Genomic DNA, 16915 nt, shown 5'->3' with positions numbered 1-16915 from the left:
CCACTCAGGGGATTGATGTTGTTGAAACATAACCGCAAGCGCTTTCAGAAGGGCTTCCCTGTTTGCGGGGAGGCCCTTTTCCCCATCTTGCTGGCATGAACACCCTGAGTGGGGAGCCCGAAAGGGCGGGGGAGAGGCGCTGTGCGCCTCCAGTCCTCCTCTCCGTCTGTGTTCTCTTTCTGGTCCTGCTGTAGTATTCCGTTTTCTTCCTGCCTTTTGTTTCTCTCTGCTCATTTCTGTTCCACTTTCCCTGATAGCTGTGCCATTTTCTCCCGGATTCCTCCTGTTTCAAACCAGAAAGGCGAAGGACCCGGCCACCTTCGGCTCCCCGTCGCGCCAGCGCGCCAGGTCGTCAGGCCACACTCCGCCAGGGCAGCTGCTGACGCACCCGCCAGGCTCCGCCGAACCCGCAGGCGGTTTCGGGCTACTCGCTAGTGTCCGATGGAGAAGGTCAAACACCACGCTTGCTGCGGCCGTTCCGGCCACGCCGCTCTCACCATCCCGTCGCCGGCGACGGGATTCTACAGGGCAACATCGCTACGCAGCCGCGTATCGACGTTGCGGCGGGTCCCGGCTCGTCTTCTCCGTTGTGCGTTTCTCCCTTTGAGTGCCTCCTCCTGGGTGCTGAATCACGCCACAGTCCTCCTTGTCATCCAGGGCCGCTGCCGCTCTCCAGCGAAAACTTTTTCCAGGTAAAAACTTTGCGCTTCCGCCCCGGATTCCGGCGTCGGCCGGTGGCGTGCTGCACCTGCGGCGAAGGTTCTCAAACGGGTGAAGTGAAACAACCCGGGAAACTTCAGCAGGTTCCCGCAAAACGTCAAAACCGCGGCTCCCGTAACTCAACGGGTGATGTGATTAAAAAGAAAGGAGATCCCTATGCACGTATATCAGACCGAACCGACCCACACGCTGGACATGAACGCGACCGCCGAGGCCGAGCGCGCCTACTGGCTGACCCGCGAAAAAGCGGCTGTCACTGCCCCCGTCGAAATCGACGTGTACAAGTTCCATGACGCGGCAGGGATGATGCCGCCAATGAACTGGCGTAGCGACACCGCGCAGGACACTGAAACGTTCATGATGCAGGAAATGTATTGCGGGAACGTGACTGATATTTTCGTGCGCTGCGGCAAGCGTTATTTCCGTCTGCGTGATTACAGCCACCTGAATCACGCCGTCATTGTGGCGAAGGTCAAAGCGACCTTCATTCCTGAAAGCCAGAAAACACACTGATACACGGAGCCGCCCCTGAGGGGGCGGCAAGCAGGGGGAACTATGTCACAACTGAGTTTTGCAGAATTTTTCAACCAGGCGCGTGAGTCTGACAACGTTATTCCAATTGTTCCGGTTTCCAAAAAGAAGCCGATTATCGGGTTGATGCACGTTGATGCAGCACGTAAGCAGTTTATCCGCCTGTTTAACGATACCGCGCGTTATATGCGCCGCTGGGATGTGTTCTGCGATTTCATCACGCTTTCTGCCAGTGAGCTGGATCTGGCGCGGATTCTTACACCGGAGAATATCGAGCGTAGCCGCAAAATCTGCGAGCGCTACGAGGCCGCAGATATTCAGAAAATGCATGAGCTGTTCATCCTGATGGTATGCGCGCTCGATGCCAAATTTCATGATTTTCTCGGCGCGATTTTCATGGAGCTGGAGCTGGGATCTAATGGCATGGGGCAATACTTCACGCCGTATTCTGTTCAGTCGATGATGGCGCGAATGATGATGCCCGGCGTGAAAGAGTCGATCCGCCGCGAGGGTTTTGTCACCGTCAGTGACCCCGCGAGCGGCGCGGCGGGGATGATTATCGCCTATGCCGAATGCCTGTTAGATGCCGGATATGACCATTCGAATCACATGTTCGGAAGTTGTATCGATATTGACCCGATCGCCGCCGATATGGCGTTTGTTCAGCTTTCGTTACTGGGTATCCCGGCGGAAGTTATCACAGGCAACACGCTGACAATGAACCTGCATCGTGTGCGCTATACCCCGGTTTATTACTGGAACGACTTTAAAAACAAGCAGGAGTTCCAGAGGCGCATGAAAGCAATGAAGGACTTTATGTACGGCCTCGATAATGCCGCCTGACACATAGCGTTTGCAGCTGCCGTTCCGGCAGCGCCACTTAAACTGGCCGCCATTGGCGGCCGCTAAGGAAAGCCGAATAATGATGACTTCCACAATGATTGCCCCGACTGCCAGCATTGAAATCACTGACCCGCGCCAGCGTCTGGCCTTTATTCCAGAATTATTCTTCACGCCGCAGGGCGACCAGCTGGTCGCCTCCTGGTTACAGGTACATAGCCAGTATGAAGGAGGTTTCTGGCGTTACTTTGCCGTTCCGCGTGGTATCAGCGGTCGAATTGACGGATGGACTGAGGACTGTATTACCCGCCCGACCGGATATCTGGTACCGCCGGAAGGGGTGTATCACGTGACCATGCCAGGAAATTACTTCGATGCTGAGGTTTCAGCGGAGGCCGCCGGGATCATTGCAACCCTGATGTGCCTGAACCGCCTCAACTGGCAGGTTTTCGAGATGGGGCCGGAGATGGCCAGAGTCTGTCAGGGCCTTGTCGACCGTCAGGACGCGCTGAAGGACTATATCAGCATCATCAAACACCCGGAACGCGATCTGATTTACCGGGCCATTGACTGAAAAATCAGGCCCGGCGATTGCCGGGCCACACCGAAAGAGGACGTATGAGCAAACCCCACAAACTGGAAATCCTGCTGGCGTGGCTGGAGGATAACGTGGCGATGGGTACAGAGATAATTTTTGATGAAGGGATCGATTCGGGTGATGTGCTTCCGTCAGTTCGCGCGGCGGTTGAACTGCTGAATATGCCCAAAGCTGTCAGTCATCCGCCGCCATGGGATGCTTACTATACTTGTGAAGCCATTGATTCAGAGGAACTGAGCAAAGATGAAGCGCGAGTCTGGAATATGGCGCAAAAATATGTGCAGGACACGTTGCAGGGGAGGCCCGCAGGGAAGGGCCGTTAATCCGGATGGATCGCATCATCGATCATCACATTGAGCATTTCACGCATTTTGTCGCCGCTGGTCCGGTTCTGTCTGAATCGGGGCAGCTGGTCCTGTAGTGATAGCGTCACTGTTGCCAGCGCAATGCTGCGTTTCAGGCGGGGCGCGTTTTCGTAGTCTTTATAGGTTCGCAGGCTTATATCCAGTTGTTCAGCCGCCTTGTCACGGCTCCAGCCGAGGCCTTTTCTCCAGAGTCGAAGCTCGTAACCTGTCATTATTTATCCTTAAAAAAGTGCAGAAATTGCACTTATTTTATAATGAAATTATGGTTTTTTGAAGGTTAAAAGGTGCAGATATTGCACTTTTTTTGATATTGAAATTGACAGCGAAAAGAGAAAGGAAAATGCGAAAGGCGCGCCCCCTTCGGCTCCCCGTCGCGCCAGCTCGCCGGGTCGTCAGGCCACACTCCGCCGGGCAGCTGCTGACGCACCGGCCAGGCTCCGCCGAACCCGCAAGCGGTTTCGGGCTATTCGCTAGTGTCCGATGTCGAACGGCAACCCCCGCGCTTGCTGCGACCGTTCCGGCCGCGCCGCTTTCACTGGCCGCCGCTGGCGTCCGCTAAGGAAAGCCGGCTTCACCGGCTTCTTCTGCCGTCCTTTTTCCCCGCTGCGCTCACGAAAGCCTCTCATTGCTGATGCACGCTGACAGAACTCCTCTGTTCAGCAAGGGCCGCGATGCTTTCCGTCCGAATTTTTTCTCGCAGGCTCCAAATAATTCGGCCTCCACCCTTGCTTTCCCTCGTCCCCCTGTCAGGAGCACTGGCGCAATGAGGGCGTTTCGTTTCGACCTGAAGCCGAAGAAAAAAGAGACGGCAGAAGGAGCCGGGGGGAACAACTGAAGGCTTGCGTCATCGACGCAGAATGGATTGCCGGATTTCAGGCAATAAAAAAGCAGAGCACGAACTCTGCTTCATTACCCCGGACTGTAAGAGCAGCCCGGATTCACAAAAAGTCTGTCAAAGGAGACTTAATATGAAAGACGCATTTATCCTCGCATGCCGCGATTACATTGTAAATAACAAAAATAAACGCCGCCATCAGCGCAAGCGCACGGAGATCATCACGTCCGATAAGATCGCGCGCCGAACTAAGGCACTTGGCCTTGTCGTGACTCGTGCTGAACGCCGCCATAAACCAGTCCGCATTCCGGCAATGACCTGCGCGGAACTTGGACACCTCCTGTTCTCCACTGAGTTATCCAGAACCTGAATCTGATAGCCGCCGCCCCGCAAGGGGCGGCTTTTGAACGTAATGAGGGAGAAAAAATAATGCATAAACAATATCTACAACATGCCCCGCGTGGCGTCACTGCTATCCAACTCGATAACGGTGAAGAAGCTATTTATCTGGATGGTGAATTTATCGCATGTTGTGATCTTAATGAGCGCGATGATTCCGTTATAGGAATTGGGGAAATCATCGCAGAAAAATTAGGGGTTCCCTTCAGGTTGCTAACTCTGCCCGTTCCAGACGATGAAGAGTGGTCATGGAACGATATAACGGACTTACTGAACTGGGGGCCGCATGTTGTACTTCCTCGAATGATGCTTCGCCCAGTTCTGGAATGCTGCATCAACCACATCACTGAGGAAGATCACGATATTCTTGACAGCATCGGACACTGGGATGAAGACAGCGGGTGGTTAATGAATACCGGAGTAGGCTACTTGATTCGCCTGGATGCAGTTACTAATCCGCTACACAGGCTGAAAAAAATCGGTATTTCACGAGCTATGCGTGTTTTCATATTTTGTGCAGTTCACCAGGCTGATGTCAGCATGATCCATTTCTCTGCTGTAGGAGATCATGTGGAAGGCGCACCAATTTTTGAGTGGTAAGTTTTAGCCCGGATTGACCGGGCTAAATCCCCCACCGCAGGCGCAGGGGCTTGCAGCTTCCGTTCCGTAAGCGCCGCCCCCTCTGGAACCGTCAGGCGGCTCCAGAAAGGAAACGGGCTTTGCCCGCCAGAACATCCCATCCAGCTCTTTTTGACAACATTGCTCGCCGCGTGGAGCCTCCTCCGTGAAAGACTCTGGCCCGACCCGGAGTCTATGAAAGGGGACATCACTCACCCGTTCGCACTCCCTCTGGTCGCTTGCGCTGCGGCTTCCTGCTGCACCCTTGCATCTCCTCCTTGCAGGTCAGGCCGTTCGCTTTATCACGGGAACGGCCACCCGCGATGGTGAATCATCATCAAAAAGGCGACGGCAGAAGCAATTTTTTTATCATCATGAGGAGAATCACTATGGCCCGTTTAGCATCTCGTTTTGCATCAATGAATGTCATCCGTCGCGAGCGTCCACTGACGAACGATGAACTGATGCATGTTGTTCCGAGTATTTTCTCCGAGGACAAACATGATTCACGTAGCGAACGCTACACGTACATTCCAACGATTACCGTTCTGGAAAAATTGCGCGAAGAAGGTTTCCTCCCGTTCTTTGCTTGCCAGACACGCACCCGTGATAAAGGAAAACGTGCTCACACCAAACATATGATGCGTTTGCGTCGTTCCGGGCAAATTGCAGGTAAAGAGGTTCCGGAAATAATTCTTTTGAATAGCCACGATGGTAGCAGTAGTTATCAGATGATTCCGGGAATGTTCCGCTTCGTCTGCACCAACGGGATGATTTGCGGACAGACGTTCGGTGAGATACGTGTCCCGCACAAAGGCGATGTAGTAGAGCAAGTTATAGAAGGCGCATACGAGGTTCTGGGAATTTTTGACGAAATAACAGAGTCACGAGAAATAATGAAAGACACCGCGCTGACACGCGAGGAGCAGGAAATTTTTGCACAGACCGCTCTGGGCTGGCGTTATGATGAAAACTCAGAAGGAAAGCACATACCTCTGGCACCATCCGATTTGCTCAATGTTCGCCGAAATGAAGATAAATCTAATGATCTTTGGACGACGTATCAGCGTGTTCAGGAGAATATGACAAAGGGTGGTTTACTGGGAAAAACAGCGCAAGGAAAGAGACAGCGTACACGTGCAGTGACCGGAATTGATGGGGATGTAAAACTGAACCGTGCATTGTGGGGAATGGCAGAAATGATGCAAAAGTTGAAGTCATGAATGATGCAATGCGGGAGGAAACTCCCGCTAATTATGGTGCTGGACGTGACAAACACAGGTATTGAATCAGTTTTCAGCTAATTACAAAGTTCGGAATTATTTAACCACTATCGTGGTAAAATAATGCCTCTCATCAAGTTCCAGTTGCTCTCCGTAAAAATTCTTAACTTTCTTGATTCACTGGAGTTTGATTAGAATTTTTAGTCGTTCTGTTACGAGATAAACCTGCCCCTTTTGTTGTTTTTTTCTGTTTACTTAATATTTCACGAATAGCTTTAACACTTGTCTGGATACCCACACCCTCTAAAGCCGAACGGATATCATCTACAGAATAGCCTTTATGACCAGAAAGCAAAATTATCTGGTCTTGCAGTTTATTCAATACGTCGGATTTGGTAAGACGTTTCTCGGTTAAATCCGGTAGAGAATCTAACGTCATTTTTGCCATTTCAACGTCTTCCGTTGTGAACCATTTTTTATCTGCCATATCAAATTTTTCCTTTCACATATTGCCGCAATGATTTTCATGTAAATCATACCATTGCCAAATAAAAAGTGGCAGTGCCTCGCACTGCCGATGCCGTCAAATCGCCACTAGGCGAAACAGCCAGCGAAGCGTATAATGGCCGAAAAAACGGGACAGGATGTGCATTTGTAATACCGCGCACGCACGATATTACAAATGCCACCTGGTCAGGGCTCCGCCCCGACACCCGAGTAAGGAGCACACATGAGCGACAAAGGATCCCGAAGGGGAAGTGATAAACGGCAGAAAACCGTAATCAAGACCCTTAGATTCACGCCGGATGAAATCGAAGAGATTGAACAGAAAGCGGAGGAAGTTGGGCAAAGCGTATCGGCTTATATCCGTAACGCTGCGATGAATAGGAAGGTAATTCCACTCATCGATGACAGCTTTATGACCGAGTTACTGAGGCTGGGAAGACTGCAAAAGCATCTGTTTGTTGAAGGGAAAAGAGTCGGGGATAAAGAATACTCCACGGTCCTTGTAGCAATATCAGAACTGTCCACCACGCTCAGAAAAAAACTTATGAGCAATGACTAGAACGGAGATAAGAAGAACATCATGATCCCGGTTATTCCACCGAAACGACAAGACGGAAAGTCCTCCTTTGGGGACCTGGTATCTTACGTTTCTGTTCGTGACGAACCGCGCGATGATGATTTGATGGAAGCTGTTAAAGCATCCGGAACAAAACCGGAAATGCCGCACAGCAGTCGCTTTTCTCGTCTTGTTGATTATTCCACGAAACTGCGTGATGAGTCGTTTATCTCGCTTGTTGACGTGATGCCGGACGGCAGTGAATGGGTGAATTTTTACGGCGTGACCTGTTTCCACAACTGTACGTCAATTGAAAGCGCAGCCGAAGAGATGGAGTTCTCTGCCCGTAAAGCGAAGTTCGCCCATAACAAAAGTGATCCTGTATTCCACTATATTCTGAGCTGGCAGTCGCATGAAAGCCCACGTCCAGAACAGATTTATGATTCGGTCAGCCATACGCTTTCTCGCCTCGGATTAGCCGGCCATCAGTTCGTCTCTGCTGTTCACACTGACACGGATAATCTGCATGTTCACATCGCTGTAAACCGCGTTCACCCGGAGACCGGTTATCTTAACCGTCTCGCTTACAGCCAGGAAAAACTGAGTAAGGCCTGCCGTGAGCTGGAGCTTAAGCATGGCTTTTCGCCCGATAATGGGTGCTATGTGATTGCACCTGACAATCGTATTGTTCGTCGTACTTCGATTGAACGTGATCGTCAAAGTGCCTGGAAGCGTGGTCGTATTCAGAGCCTGAGAGAATACATCGCTGACACTGCTATAGCCGGTTTACGGGAAGCACCTGTGACTGACTGGTCTTCTCTCCATCAGCGTTTTGCTAAAGAAGGTTTGTTCTTGTCAGCGGATAACGGCGAGCTGAAAGTGAAGGATGGCTGGAACAGTGAACGTCCTGGCGTAACGCTTTCGGCGTTTGGTCACGCTTTCGATACCGAAAAACTTATTCGTAAACTGGGTGAGTTTACTCCTCCTGCACAGGATATCTTTTCGCAAGTCCAGGCTGTTGGCCGTTACGAACCTGAGAAAATTACAGTGCCGTCGCGTCCTGAACGAATGAGAGAGAAAGATACCTTAACTGACTATGCGACCGCACGTTTACGCGCACCGCTGATTGCACTTGATCAGGACCCGTCGAAACGAACTATACAGTCGGTACATACACTCCTCGCAAAGTCGGGTTTGTATCTTAAAGAACAACATGATCGACTGGTTATCTGTGATGGATATGATCCAACGCGCACACCAGTCAGGGCAGAACGGGTATGGCCTGCGCTAACGAAAGCGGTCCTGGATTCGTATAAAGGTGGCTGGAAGCCGGTACCAAAAGACATTTTCCAGCAGGTTCCTCCTGCAGAACAGTTCACTGGTGGCGGTCTGGAAGCAACTCCAGTTTCCGATCGGGAATGGCGAAAATTGCGTACAGGATCGGGTCCACAGGGAGCCCTGAAACGCGAGATTTTTTCCGACAAGGAAAGCCTCTGGGGCTATGCGGTTTCGCACTGCCGTCAGGAGATTGAAACGCTTATCAGCAGTAAACACTTTTCCTGGGAACGCTGTCATGAACAGTTTGCGAAACAAGGGTTGCTGTTAGTGCGTGAGCTGCAGGGGTTGGTTGTGATGGACGCTTATAATCGCGAACAGACTCCTGTTAAGGCAAGTCATGTTCATCCAGATCTTACACTTGCGCGTGCGGAACCTCATGCTGGTTCGTTTGTTCCAGTGCCGGCAGACATCTTTGAGCGTGTTAAGCCGGTAAGCCGTTACAATCCAGAACTTGCTGTGAGCGATCGTGATATTCCTGGTATGAAGCGTGACCCTGAATTGCGTCGCCAGCGTCGTGAAGCGCGCGCAGCTGCAAGGGAAGATCTGAAAGCCCGTTATACAGCCTGGCGGGCTAACTGGCAGCGCCCGGATTTGCATGGTCGCGAGCGCTACCAGGCGATACATGATGAATGCCGGATGCGTAAAGCGCGAATCCGTATCGAACATCGAGACCCTCTGGTGAGAAAGCTGTATTACCATATTGCAGAGCTGCAGCGTATGCAGGCTCTGATTACGCTGAAAGAAGCCATGAAGGCTGAACGCGCTGAACTCATCGGACAGGGGAAATGGTATCCGCCGTCTTACCGGCATTGGGTGGAAGCAGAAGCGGTGAAAGGTGACAAGGCTGCGATATCGCAGCTGAGAGGATGGGATTACAGGGATCGTCGTGGTAATGCGGTGAAAGCCACGACAGACAGCAGATGTGTTGTTATTTGTGAACCTGGCGGAACACCGATATATTCCGGTGTTCCTGGCCTGCAGGCTTCACTGAAGAAAAATGGTCGCGTCCAGTTCCGTGATCCGGAGACAGGTCGTCACATTTGTACCGACTATGGCGACAGGGTTATTTTCCGAAACACCGGCGATTATGATGCGCTTAAGCGGGATATGATCAAGGTCGCACCGGTTCTCTTCAGCCGTTCTCCGACCGTCGCGATGGCACCAGAAGGGAATGATGAACAGTTCAATACGGCATTTGCCAAAATGGTGGCATGGCACAATGTGAATCACCGTGATGAAGGTGAATACCAGATCTCGCGGCCGGACGTCGACCAGGTACGTGTTGAAAGTGAAATTCGTTTTTCTGAAACGATGAGTCAGGTTAGTAATTCGGAACCCGCGCGTAATGAGCCTGGGTCAAGCTGGAAGCCGCCTTCACCGCTGTAAAGATTAAAATTCCTATCTATTTGTGCGTAAGAGCCCGCCCTTTAGCGCGTAACGTATGTTTCGTAAACAGCTTGATGCCTGGAGGGGGAGGTATGCTATTATTAGTGCATAAAAGAACTTCATCTCTTGAGGTTAAGTTCTGTCAGGCCAGCCTGATAGCCGTAAAAAACGGCAAGGAGATAGTGAAAATGGCTGTTAAACAAAGACCCGGTGTCGGTGACGCCAGTAATGAAAAAATGCTCCGCTTAGCTGCGGCTGTTCGTCAGTTGCGAGTTCCTTCTGCCCAGGGGACTATCAAACCAGAGCGAAAATTGCACAAGGCATAAACCTCATGGATGTAAGTTGTATGAGAATGGAATCAACTTCAGGTGATGGGCACAAGCTTGTCTTTGCCGTAGATGCTAAGCTGGATATTCCTGAAGAACGCCTTAATGACTTTCAGGACATTTACAAAGATTTCATTGAATACAAAACAATAAGTGCGGATCTCGGTAATATTCCTCGCCCTCAAGACCATGTGCAAATGGAGTTTCTTACTGCAGTTGACTTGTTTGGTAAAGATTTGCCTAATTTTTTCCCCAAGCCGATAGCGAAGCGTGAAAAACTCCATCATTTGCATGTCTTTGACGGCACGAATGACTGGGATATCAATCGCTGGAAGCAGAGTGAACAGTCTAAAAGAAGTAGTGATAGCCTTATGTTTTACTCCTACTTTGAGCATCAAAATGTTCACTATTTTTATGTCCTTAAATTTATTGAAGAACCTGATGGTCATTCTTTTCAAAGTGAAGAAAACACTAAAGGAACGCTTTCCAAACGTGCTGAGGGCTATCGACTTCAAACTACTGGCGTAAGAAGCTGATTTTTTTAGTAAAAACCTGTTCATTTGCCAGAAACAAAAAAGGCCGCTTTCGCGGCCTTTTTTAGTTGAATACAATGCGCGGGACGACTTCCCATTCAGCATGGTCACTCTTTAAAACACATTTGTATTCCGAACCGTCATGTTTTATGTGCAGTCCGACAGTATAAATTTTTTCGCCATCCGAGCAGGAGTACACTTTCTGCTGGTTCGAGAGGAGGATGTTACGGATTTCAGTCAGTTGCGCCACGGCATTGGCGTCTACAACAGGTTGGGGCGCTGCAGCGGCAACGGCTGAAAAACCAAAGAGTGCGGCAAATATTAGTTTCTTCATTTCATTTCCTTTCATGCTATATCATTTTGATTATCGGCAGCAGTTCCTGAAAGCCGACAAATTTTTGATCTGTCACTCTGGCCATTCCATATCTGGCTGTGGTGAATCTGTCTGTTTAGGGGGGATTAATGGCTCGTTTCGATGCCGGGCCGGAGGAACACTGGCGGGTTGTGGGAGTGTCAGGTTTCTCAATATTGCATCCGGTGCCAGCTGAATGTCTTCTGCGTTTACTTCCGCCGATTCCGACTCAGGTTTATTGAGCGTGATGTAGCGGATTGTACGTTCCGCCATCGTGGTTGTGCTGATTATCTCCAGCGCTTCTGCCCAGAGATTTTCTTCCCGCCCGCGGTGGTCCATGTCATATTCTGTCATCAGGTTGTGCGCTTCCTGGCGATTGGCCAGACGCTGCTGAAAGGTATCGATTATCTTCCAGGGTTCAGTTCTGGCCGCTTTACGCCGGCGTGACGGCTTTTCTGTCAGAACACCTATGATTCTGCTGACGTTCTCCGGTGCCGGAAGACGGCGCTGTGCGGTACGCGGGACAAGTCTGCGCAGGTGTTTTAGGGTCGGTGGGTTAATCGTGATATACCGGTTGATAATGACGGGCGCATTGCAGGTTTTGTCCTGAGGCTCGATGTAGAAAGATGCTCCGGGAACCGGATCGCCCTGAAACACCGTGTAGTTCTCACCTGGCTGCAGCTTAATCAGATCCTGCACATTGATTTTGTTCTCCATCTGGATATTGATGTGGTCGCCATCGATCCAGGAGGTGCCAATGAGGCCGTCCTGTCGCTGCAGGCTGACCATGTTCGCCCGGGCTTCCTGTCCTGCAGCATTACTGATTGTTCTTGCCGTCTTATCATCACTCACGATTTTTCCGGCGACTTTGGTGCCGGCGTTCTGCATCAGGGTGGCGACGTTGGCCGCTGACGTCTGGTTTTCAATGCGCTCCTGATCCTGACTCATCATTACGAGTGCGAAATCCAGAGAGCGTACCTGTGTAGCCTGCACGGCTATTCGCTCAGTGTAGTAGGCGCCCACCTCATCGAGATAATTCATGTAGGGGAATTTGCCTTTGTATTTGGTGATTTCAAGCGCGTCGGAGTCCAGCCCTTCCAGCCTGTGTCCAAGGTCACGGGCCAGGATCATGCTCTGCTGGGTCACAAACATTCTCCCCAGTGCGGAGGTTGTGTGCTGAGACGTATTCATGGCCGGGATCAACACCAGGAGTATGCGGTCGCTGTGAATACTGTCGCGAATATCGATGTCGCCGGCATCCTCCGCGAAGATATTGCCGAACGTTTCGGTGAAGGTGTTGAAGGTTTCCAGAAACTGCCCCGTCAGGTAGCTGTGCTGCTTGCGCGGCTCTTCTGTCCAGGCTGAAGGCTGGCGCACGGTGGCCATGTCGAAACCCGGTACGTCTACCAGATAATTATAGAGTGGAGAAACCGCTTCTTCTGGCCACTGATCATCCACGGCACGGCAGTAAAGCCCGGCCAGTTTTTCCAGCGGCATAAACTCGCGCAACAGCTGCAGTGACATGGTTTTGTTTTCACGGACACAGTAAAACTTTGTGCCAAAGACCAGCGCCTTGTTCATTGCAATCGCTCTGGACTGCCATTCTCCCCCCTGCACGTTGGTCGGCAGCATTGATTGCATTGTCTCTGCAACAAAGGCCTCAGTGCTATAACAGAAGGGGTTCCACTGGTGAGACTGGGGCCGGCTTTTATCGCCGTTCTGGATCATCTCGCTGCGGGACATGCCGCTGTTCATGAAGTTGATGTACTCCACATCATCCTCACGCCCAAAGCGGCGAGCCAGATAGTAGCAGGTGCGCGCCGTGTCGTTCTGCGCCTTGCCGTCAACAAAGGTGAAGCCCCGTCCCCAGCAAAATGAATTGAGCATCCACGCATAGATGGTTTCGGTTTTCCCGCCACCGGTCGAGGCAAAGAACATCACATGGCGGGTCAGATCATCAAGGGTGAGCCACAGCTCGCGCCCGATATCGTTCATGCGCTTATAGCCAATGTAGAATATCCCCTTACCTTTGCTTTCCTGCGTTGTTTCGTACTGAAACAGTGAGGGAAATACGCTGAACAGACTGCGCCGGGCCTTCCTGTCTTCTGACGGGTCTGTTTTATTAAGGTGGACAGGCATTCGCATCGGCATACGCCAGCGGTGGGTGCCGAAGCTGATGCTGGCCACAATGGCCAGTAAAAGCAACAGCGGTATGGCGAGTGGCCAGATAAATCCCGCCACCACACTTCCTGCCATAATGCCGGCATACAGCAGGTGGTCGCGCATAAGCTCAAGAACGGGCGAGTTCCAGGCACTGCGTGTCATGAGCGCCTGATTTACGGGCGTATTATTCATGGGTTACTCCTGGATGCCGAGGGAATTCACAAAACGGTCGGCCTGTTCTGGTGACATTGGATCGGTAATTTGCAGGAAGTGAGCAATTTTATCCGGCGCGGCCAGCATGCCTGTTGCCAGACGAATGCCCGTGTCAGTCAGCACGGTCGGCGTACCTGAAAATCCGAACGTGCGGAAACCCGTATCGTTTACGGCCACTACGGCCTGAGCCGACACGGAACAGTCTGCGCTCACCTGTGAAGATGTTGCCTGTCCCGGAACCGGCATACCTGCATCCGGACGGAAAAGATCGCTCCATGCCACAGCGCGGGTAGTCTGGTCTTTCCCGCACAATACCGGAACGATTTTATCTACGGCATCGCCACCGTCATTGACTACCGATACAGGGAAAATGACCACATTGTAATGCTGTGCCAGCTGTTCGATTGCCGGTTCCATGCTTTTGCAAACCGCACAGGTTGGATCGAGGAAGGCATACAGCGTACGTTCATGCCCGGTAGATAGTGGGATGGTGAACAGACCCCGATCGGCACTGCGCTTCAGTATACCTACCATTTTCTGTCGGGCTGACTGCTCCGTTGCTTCTGTTTTTACCGGCGTGGGTGGTGTTACCGGTGTCGCTGCCGTCTGCAGGGCTTCAGAAGGCGAGGCCGGTAAGGCGTTATGACTTTCCTTCATAATATTCTGCATGTTGACTGATTCAGCCTGTGCAGCGTGGCTGACTGTATTGCCTGTCGCCGGGAGAACTGTCATTTTAGGTCGTCCCTGAACAGCAGAAGGCTGTAGTGGCTGAACAGGAGCTGGCTCTGCAGGTACTGTCAGGTTTGTGCTACTAACATTGAGTGAAGAATGGTTGTTTGTTCCCATGAGCCATAACGAGGAAGCGATCAGCGCGCCGCCGACAAGCAGGGCAAGGGCGGTAATACGGCGTTTCATCACGGCCTTACTCTGCGTTTTGAGTTGCCGCGCGATGGTGTTGAAGACTTCTGCAGCATCGTGCATCGGGTCATCAAGAAGCGTCACGACTTCGTTTGAATATGCGTAAAAAGCAATCAGTTTTTTATCGTGAATGGCCATACGCTGTGGTTCATGGAAGGTGAGCAGGGCCTGAGGAACGCGGTGTTCGTGTTGATGTAAAACCACAATGGTGTCGTTACAACGAAAGGTGGTGTAGGTGCTTTCCTGCGACATAAGGAGACTCCGGTAGACAGTAAGTTAATCAGTATCAGAAATGTGCGGATTTTCAGAAGAGGAGATCGTCGTCGCCTCCCGGGCGAGTGATGACATCTTCCGTCAGTGACCAGTTGGTCCGGATGCGACGCCTGCGGTCGCGGTCTGGCTGAGGTTCGTCCCAGATTAGCCCCAGGGACAGCATATCGATGCGCAGCCCTTCAATGGCTTCATCGACGCAGGCCTGCGGGCAGGGCAGGCCAAGCCGGATAGCCTCGCTCTCGGTGCGGGCGACGGCGACGATCCCCGCTCCTTCAATAAATCCTTTGGTGGTGTTTGCCCGGTGCAGGGCATAGAAGAGGGGGCGGTCCACTCCCTTGAGCCATAACCAGTTAGGCGGTGTCAGCCGTAAATCATGTGCGTACAGCCAGACCATGCCACTTCTGACGTAATGGTGTTCATGCAGCCACTGTTTCGCGCCTTCACTCTGGATGACACGCTTAAAGGCTGTTCGGGCCAGCGCATAGACTGGTACTGAAAATTTACCCTTATCACGGCGACTTTTGAGACGGCAGGAACGGTTCAGGTCATCCATCAGCACTTTTGCTGCCGGGCGATCGTCCAGGAAAAACTGAAGGCCGAAGATTGCGAACAGAGTTTTTTCGTGCGGCGCGAGGCTTTTCCATCCATTCAGAGGGCGTCCCAGCTGTGCCATGAAAACCGCGCGGCAGCGGGCAACATCGAGCTGCATGTTACTGATGAGTTGATGTTCTTCTGCAAAACCCTCCGGGGTTTGTGCCGGACGTCTTTCCGGACGACGTTTATCCAGTAAGAGGCGACTGGCATCTCCCTCATTAAGGATGGGGGCAATTGCAGGAGAAATAGATTCCATGGCGAACGGCAATGTACTTATGTTGAGTACCCGTCGTGTTTGCCAGTTGCGGGCTGGATGGTGTAACCAGCTCCACAGGGATGCGGTGGACAGGGGAATGAGGAATATCATCAAGATCCCCGTCGTCTGCTTCATCACATTGATCCACTGATCGTACGTGACGTATTCGGCATTGTTGGCGGTGACGGCCAGCAGGTTATAGCGCGGCGCGGCCCAGGTGTGGAAGGGGCCAAAGTCCGCCATACCCCACAGGATATGCAAAATAAAACATGACCAGTACACAAACTCGGGCAGATACAGCCATGCGACAAGCAGAATCATAATACCCAGGATGGCGAGGGCGCCGAGAAATTCAAGCGGGTCTGTCATTCCCGCGCGAGCGGATGTCATGGATAAACTCCCTAAATAAAAACGATGAAGACTAACTGAATAAAAGAGGGCAACAACGCCTGGGCTTATCTAAAGTCTGCAGGCGTGTTTACTGGTGACAACGGAAGGTGAAAATATATTGATTGGTTAAATATTAAATTATTGTGGATCTGATATGGATCTCCTTTATTTGAGTGGTAATCAATAAGGAGCTAGATTGTTGTTTTATTATCATTGTCTGTTTTATGGTGAATTTTCAGGGCAATGATCTACGCAAATAAAAATAGCCGGTAATTAAACCGGCTATTTATTGGAGGGTGGTTGATGTGTTTCAGGCAAGAACGGGAACTGGTAGTCCTGTCAGAGCTTCGATCTCGGCACGTTTTTTATTCACGACATCGTTGAAGTTAAAGTTATAGCTGTACCCTTTATTGTTCATTGCGTGCAAATGGTTAGCAATATTGGATGCAGCGCCGGTATCAATAGGAATCATCGGTAACGATGTGAACTTTGTGAACAGGCGCAACTTTGAATCTTCAACCTGTGTACTGGTAAGGCTGTAAGCATCGAAACCAATGACATCCATGACGTTACCTGGATAGATTCGGATGAACAAAAACGTTCCCTGCTGGAAGTCGAAACCCAGGTAGGTACTCTGCCAGAAGAGCCAGACTTCTGAACTGCTTGCTGGGTTAAAGTGCCCTGTTTCCTTGATTTTCTCAATAACAGCAAGGATCTTTTTTTTGCGATTATTGGCTATAGCATAATTGATAGCAAACGGAGTGACTAACAGAAAGCAACTCGTTAATGCGTATAGATACGCCTCTGCACGAACAAACTCATCCATTGATATAGAAAGTGAGCAAAGCAAGAAGATCAGCACGAATGAGATAATGCCAAACTTCAAAAATAATGATTTTGCTACAGAGTATAAAACCCACCACTTAGGGAATCTATCTTTCATAGTCAACCCTCCTTATGTTTTGTTATCTATATTATAGC

18 protein-coding genes are annotated in these 16915 nt (G+C 51.0%); 11 read left to right on the top strand and 7 right to left on the bottom strand.

Annotated elements, in window-relative coordinates:
- Window positions 1–876 precede the first annotated feature (876 nt).
- The 4 genes from I6L54_RS23900 (at window position 877) to I6L54_RS23885 (ending at window position 3012) form a co-directional block, all read left to right on the top strand.
- Window positions 877–1233 carry a hypothetical protein gene (locus I6L54_RS23900; RefSeq protein WP_040231230.1) on the top strand — a complete coding sequence of 119 codons (357 nt, stop codon included), beginning with the start codon at window positions 877–879 and terminating at the stop codon, window positions 1231–1233.
- A gap of 42 nt (window positions 1234–1275) precedes the next feature.
- Complete coding sequence (locus tag I6L54_RS23895) at window positions 1276–2094, top strand: N-6 DNA methylase (RefSeq protein ID WP_040231228.1); 819 nt, start codon at window positions 1276–1278, stop codon at window positions 2092–2094.
- A gap of 79 nt (window positions 2095–2173) precedes the next feature.
- Entirely contained in the window at window positions 2174–2665 is a 492-nt protein-coding gene (locus I6L54_RS23890; protein ID WP_048227660.1) for an antirestriction protein, read from the top strand.
- 44 nt (window positions 2666–2709) lie between these two features.
- Window positions 2710–3012, top strand: a complete 303-nt coding sequence (locus I6L54_RS23885) for a DUF957 domain-containing protein (protein ID WP_040231226.1) — start codon at window positions 2710–2712, stop codon at window positions 3010–3012.
- Here the strand turns inward: I6L54_RS23885 and I6L54_RS23880 are convergent.
- The gene (locus tag I6L54_RS23880; protein ID WP_040231225.1) at window positions 3009–3266 is read right to left on the bottom strand and encodes a helix-turn-helix domain-containing protein; all 258 of its coding nucleotides are present in this window, start codon (window positions 3264–3266) and stop codon (window positions 3009–3011) included. The genes I6L54_RS23885 and I6L54_RS23880 overlap by 4 nt on opposite strands.
- A 756-nt stretch (window positions 3267–4022) precedes the next feature.
- Between I6L54_RS23880 and I6L54_RS23875 the strand changes: the two genes are divergently transcribed.
- The 3 genes from I6L54_RS23875 to I6L54_RS23865 all read left to right on the top strand — a co-directional run bounded on the left by I6L54_RS23875 (window position 4023) and on the right by I6L54_RS23865 (window position 6129).
- Complete coding sequence (locus I6L54_RS23875; protein WP_040231224.1) at window positions 4023–4259, top strand: hypothetical protein; 237 nt, start codon at window positions 4023–4025, stop codon at window positions 4257–4259.
- A 59-nt stretch (window positions 4260–4318) separates the two neighbouring features.
- Window positions 4319–4888 carry a DUF5983 family protein gene (locus I6L54_RS23870; protein WP_072041439.1) on the top strand — a complete coding sequence of 190 codons (570 nt, stop codon included), beginning with the start codon at window positions 4319–4321 and terminating at the stop codon, window positions 4886–4888.
- A gap of 407 nt (window positions 4889–5295) precedes the next feature.
- Window positions 5296–6129: a DUF932 domain-containing protein gene (locus tag I6L54_RS23865; RefSeq protein WP_040231222.1), complete on the top strand. Its 834-nt coding sequence runs from the start codon at window positions 5296–5298 to the stop codon at window positions 6127–6129.
- 163 nt (window positions 6130–6292) lie between these two features.
- Here the strand turns inward: I6L54_RS23865 and I6L54_RS23860 are convergent, their stop codons facing one another.
- Window positions 6293–6616 carry a hypothetical protein gene (locus I6L54_RS23860; protein WP_040231221.1) on the bottom strand — a complete coding sequence of 108 codons (324 nt, stop codon included), beginning with the start codon at window positions 6614–6616 and terminating at the stop codon, window positions 6293–6295.
- A gap of 243 nt (window positions 6617–6859) precedes the next feature.
- On the opposite strand from I6L54_RS23860, the gene mobA reads away from it, so the two are divergent.
- The 4 genes from mobA (at window position 6860) to I6L54_RS23840 (ending at window position 10778) form a co-directional block, all read left to right on the top strand.
- Window positions 6860–7195 (top strand): plasmid mobilization protein MobA, encoded by a 336-nt coding sequence (mobA, locus tag I6L54_RS23855; RefSeq protein ID WP_040231220.1) that lies wholly within the window; start codon window positions 6860–6862, stop codon window positions 7193–7195.
- A gap of 21 nt (window positions 7196–7216) precedes the next feature.
- The gene (locus I6L54_RS23850) at window positions 7217–9916 is read left to right on the top strand and encodes a relaxase/mobilization nuclease domain-containing protein (RefSeq protein WP_040231218.1); all 2700 of its coding nucleotides are present in this window, start codon (window positions 7217–7219) and stop codon (window positions 9914–9916) included.
- A gap of 92 nt (window positions 9917–10008) precedes the next feature.
- Window positions 10009–10242, top strand: a complete 234-nt coding sequence (locus I6L54_RS23845) for a hypothetical protein (RefSeq protein ID WP_040231217.1) — start codon at window positions 10009–10011, stop codon at window positions 10240–10242.
- Window positions 10243–10262: 20 nt separating this feature from the next.
- Window positions 10263–10778, top strand: a complete 516-nt coding sequence (locus tag I6L54_RS23840; protein WP_167335593.1) for a type II toxin-antitoxin system YafO family toxin — start codon at window positions 10263–10265, stop codon at window positions 10776–10778.
- A 61-nt stretch (window positions 10779–10839) separates the two neighbouring features.
- Here the strand turns inward: I6L54_RS23840 and I6L54_RS23835 are convergent, their stop codons facing one another.
- The 5 genes from I6L54_RS23835 to excA all read right to left on the bottom strand — a co-directional run bounded on the left by I6L54_RS23835 (window position 10840) and on the right by excA (window position 16877).
- Entirely contained in the window at window positions 10840–11109 is a 270-nt protein-coding gene (locus I6L54_RS23835; protein WP_040231214.1) for a hypothetical protein, read from the bottom strand.
- A gap of 72 nt (window positions 11110–11181) precedes the next feature.
- On the bottom strand, window positions 11182–13482 hold the full coding sequence (gene trbC, locus I6L54_RS23830; protein ID WP_040231212.1) for an F-type conjugative transfer protein TrbC: 2301 nt from the start codon (window positions 13480–13482) through the stop codon (window positions 11182–11184).
- A 3-nt stretch (window positions 13483–13485) separates the two neighbouring features.
- On the bottom strand, window positions 13486–14673 hold the full coding sequence (locus tag I6L54_RS23825) for a thioredoxin domain-containing protein (protein WP_052463741.1): 1188 nt from the start codon (window positions 14671–14673) through the stop codon (window positions 13486–13488).
- Between the two features lie 52 nt (window positions 14674–14725).
- Complete coding sequence (locus I6L54_RS23820) at window positions 14726–15934, bottom strand: secretion/conjugation apparatus DotM-related subunit (RefSeq protein WP_040231210.1); 1209 nt, start codon at window positions 15932–15934, stop codon at window positions 14726–14728.
- 310 nt (window positions 15935–16244) lie between these two features.
- On the bottom strand, window positions 16245–16877 hold the full coding sequence (gene excA / locus I6L54_RS23815) for a plasmid IncI1-type surface exclusion protein ExcA (RefSeq protein ID WP_052463740.1): 633 nt from the start codon (window positions 16875–16877) through the stop codon (window positions 16245–16247).
- Window positions 16878–16915: the final 38 nt, after the last annotated feature.

Source organism: Citrobacter pasteurii, assembly GCF_019047765.1.
Classification (GTDB): domain Bacteria; phylum Pseudomonadota; class Gammaproteobacteria; order Enterobacterales; family Enterobacteriaceae; genus Citrobacter; species Citrobacter pasteurii.
Note: the sequence above shows the minus strand (reverse complement) of the source record. Positions and strands in the feature narration are given on the sequence as shown.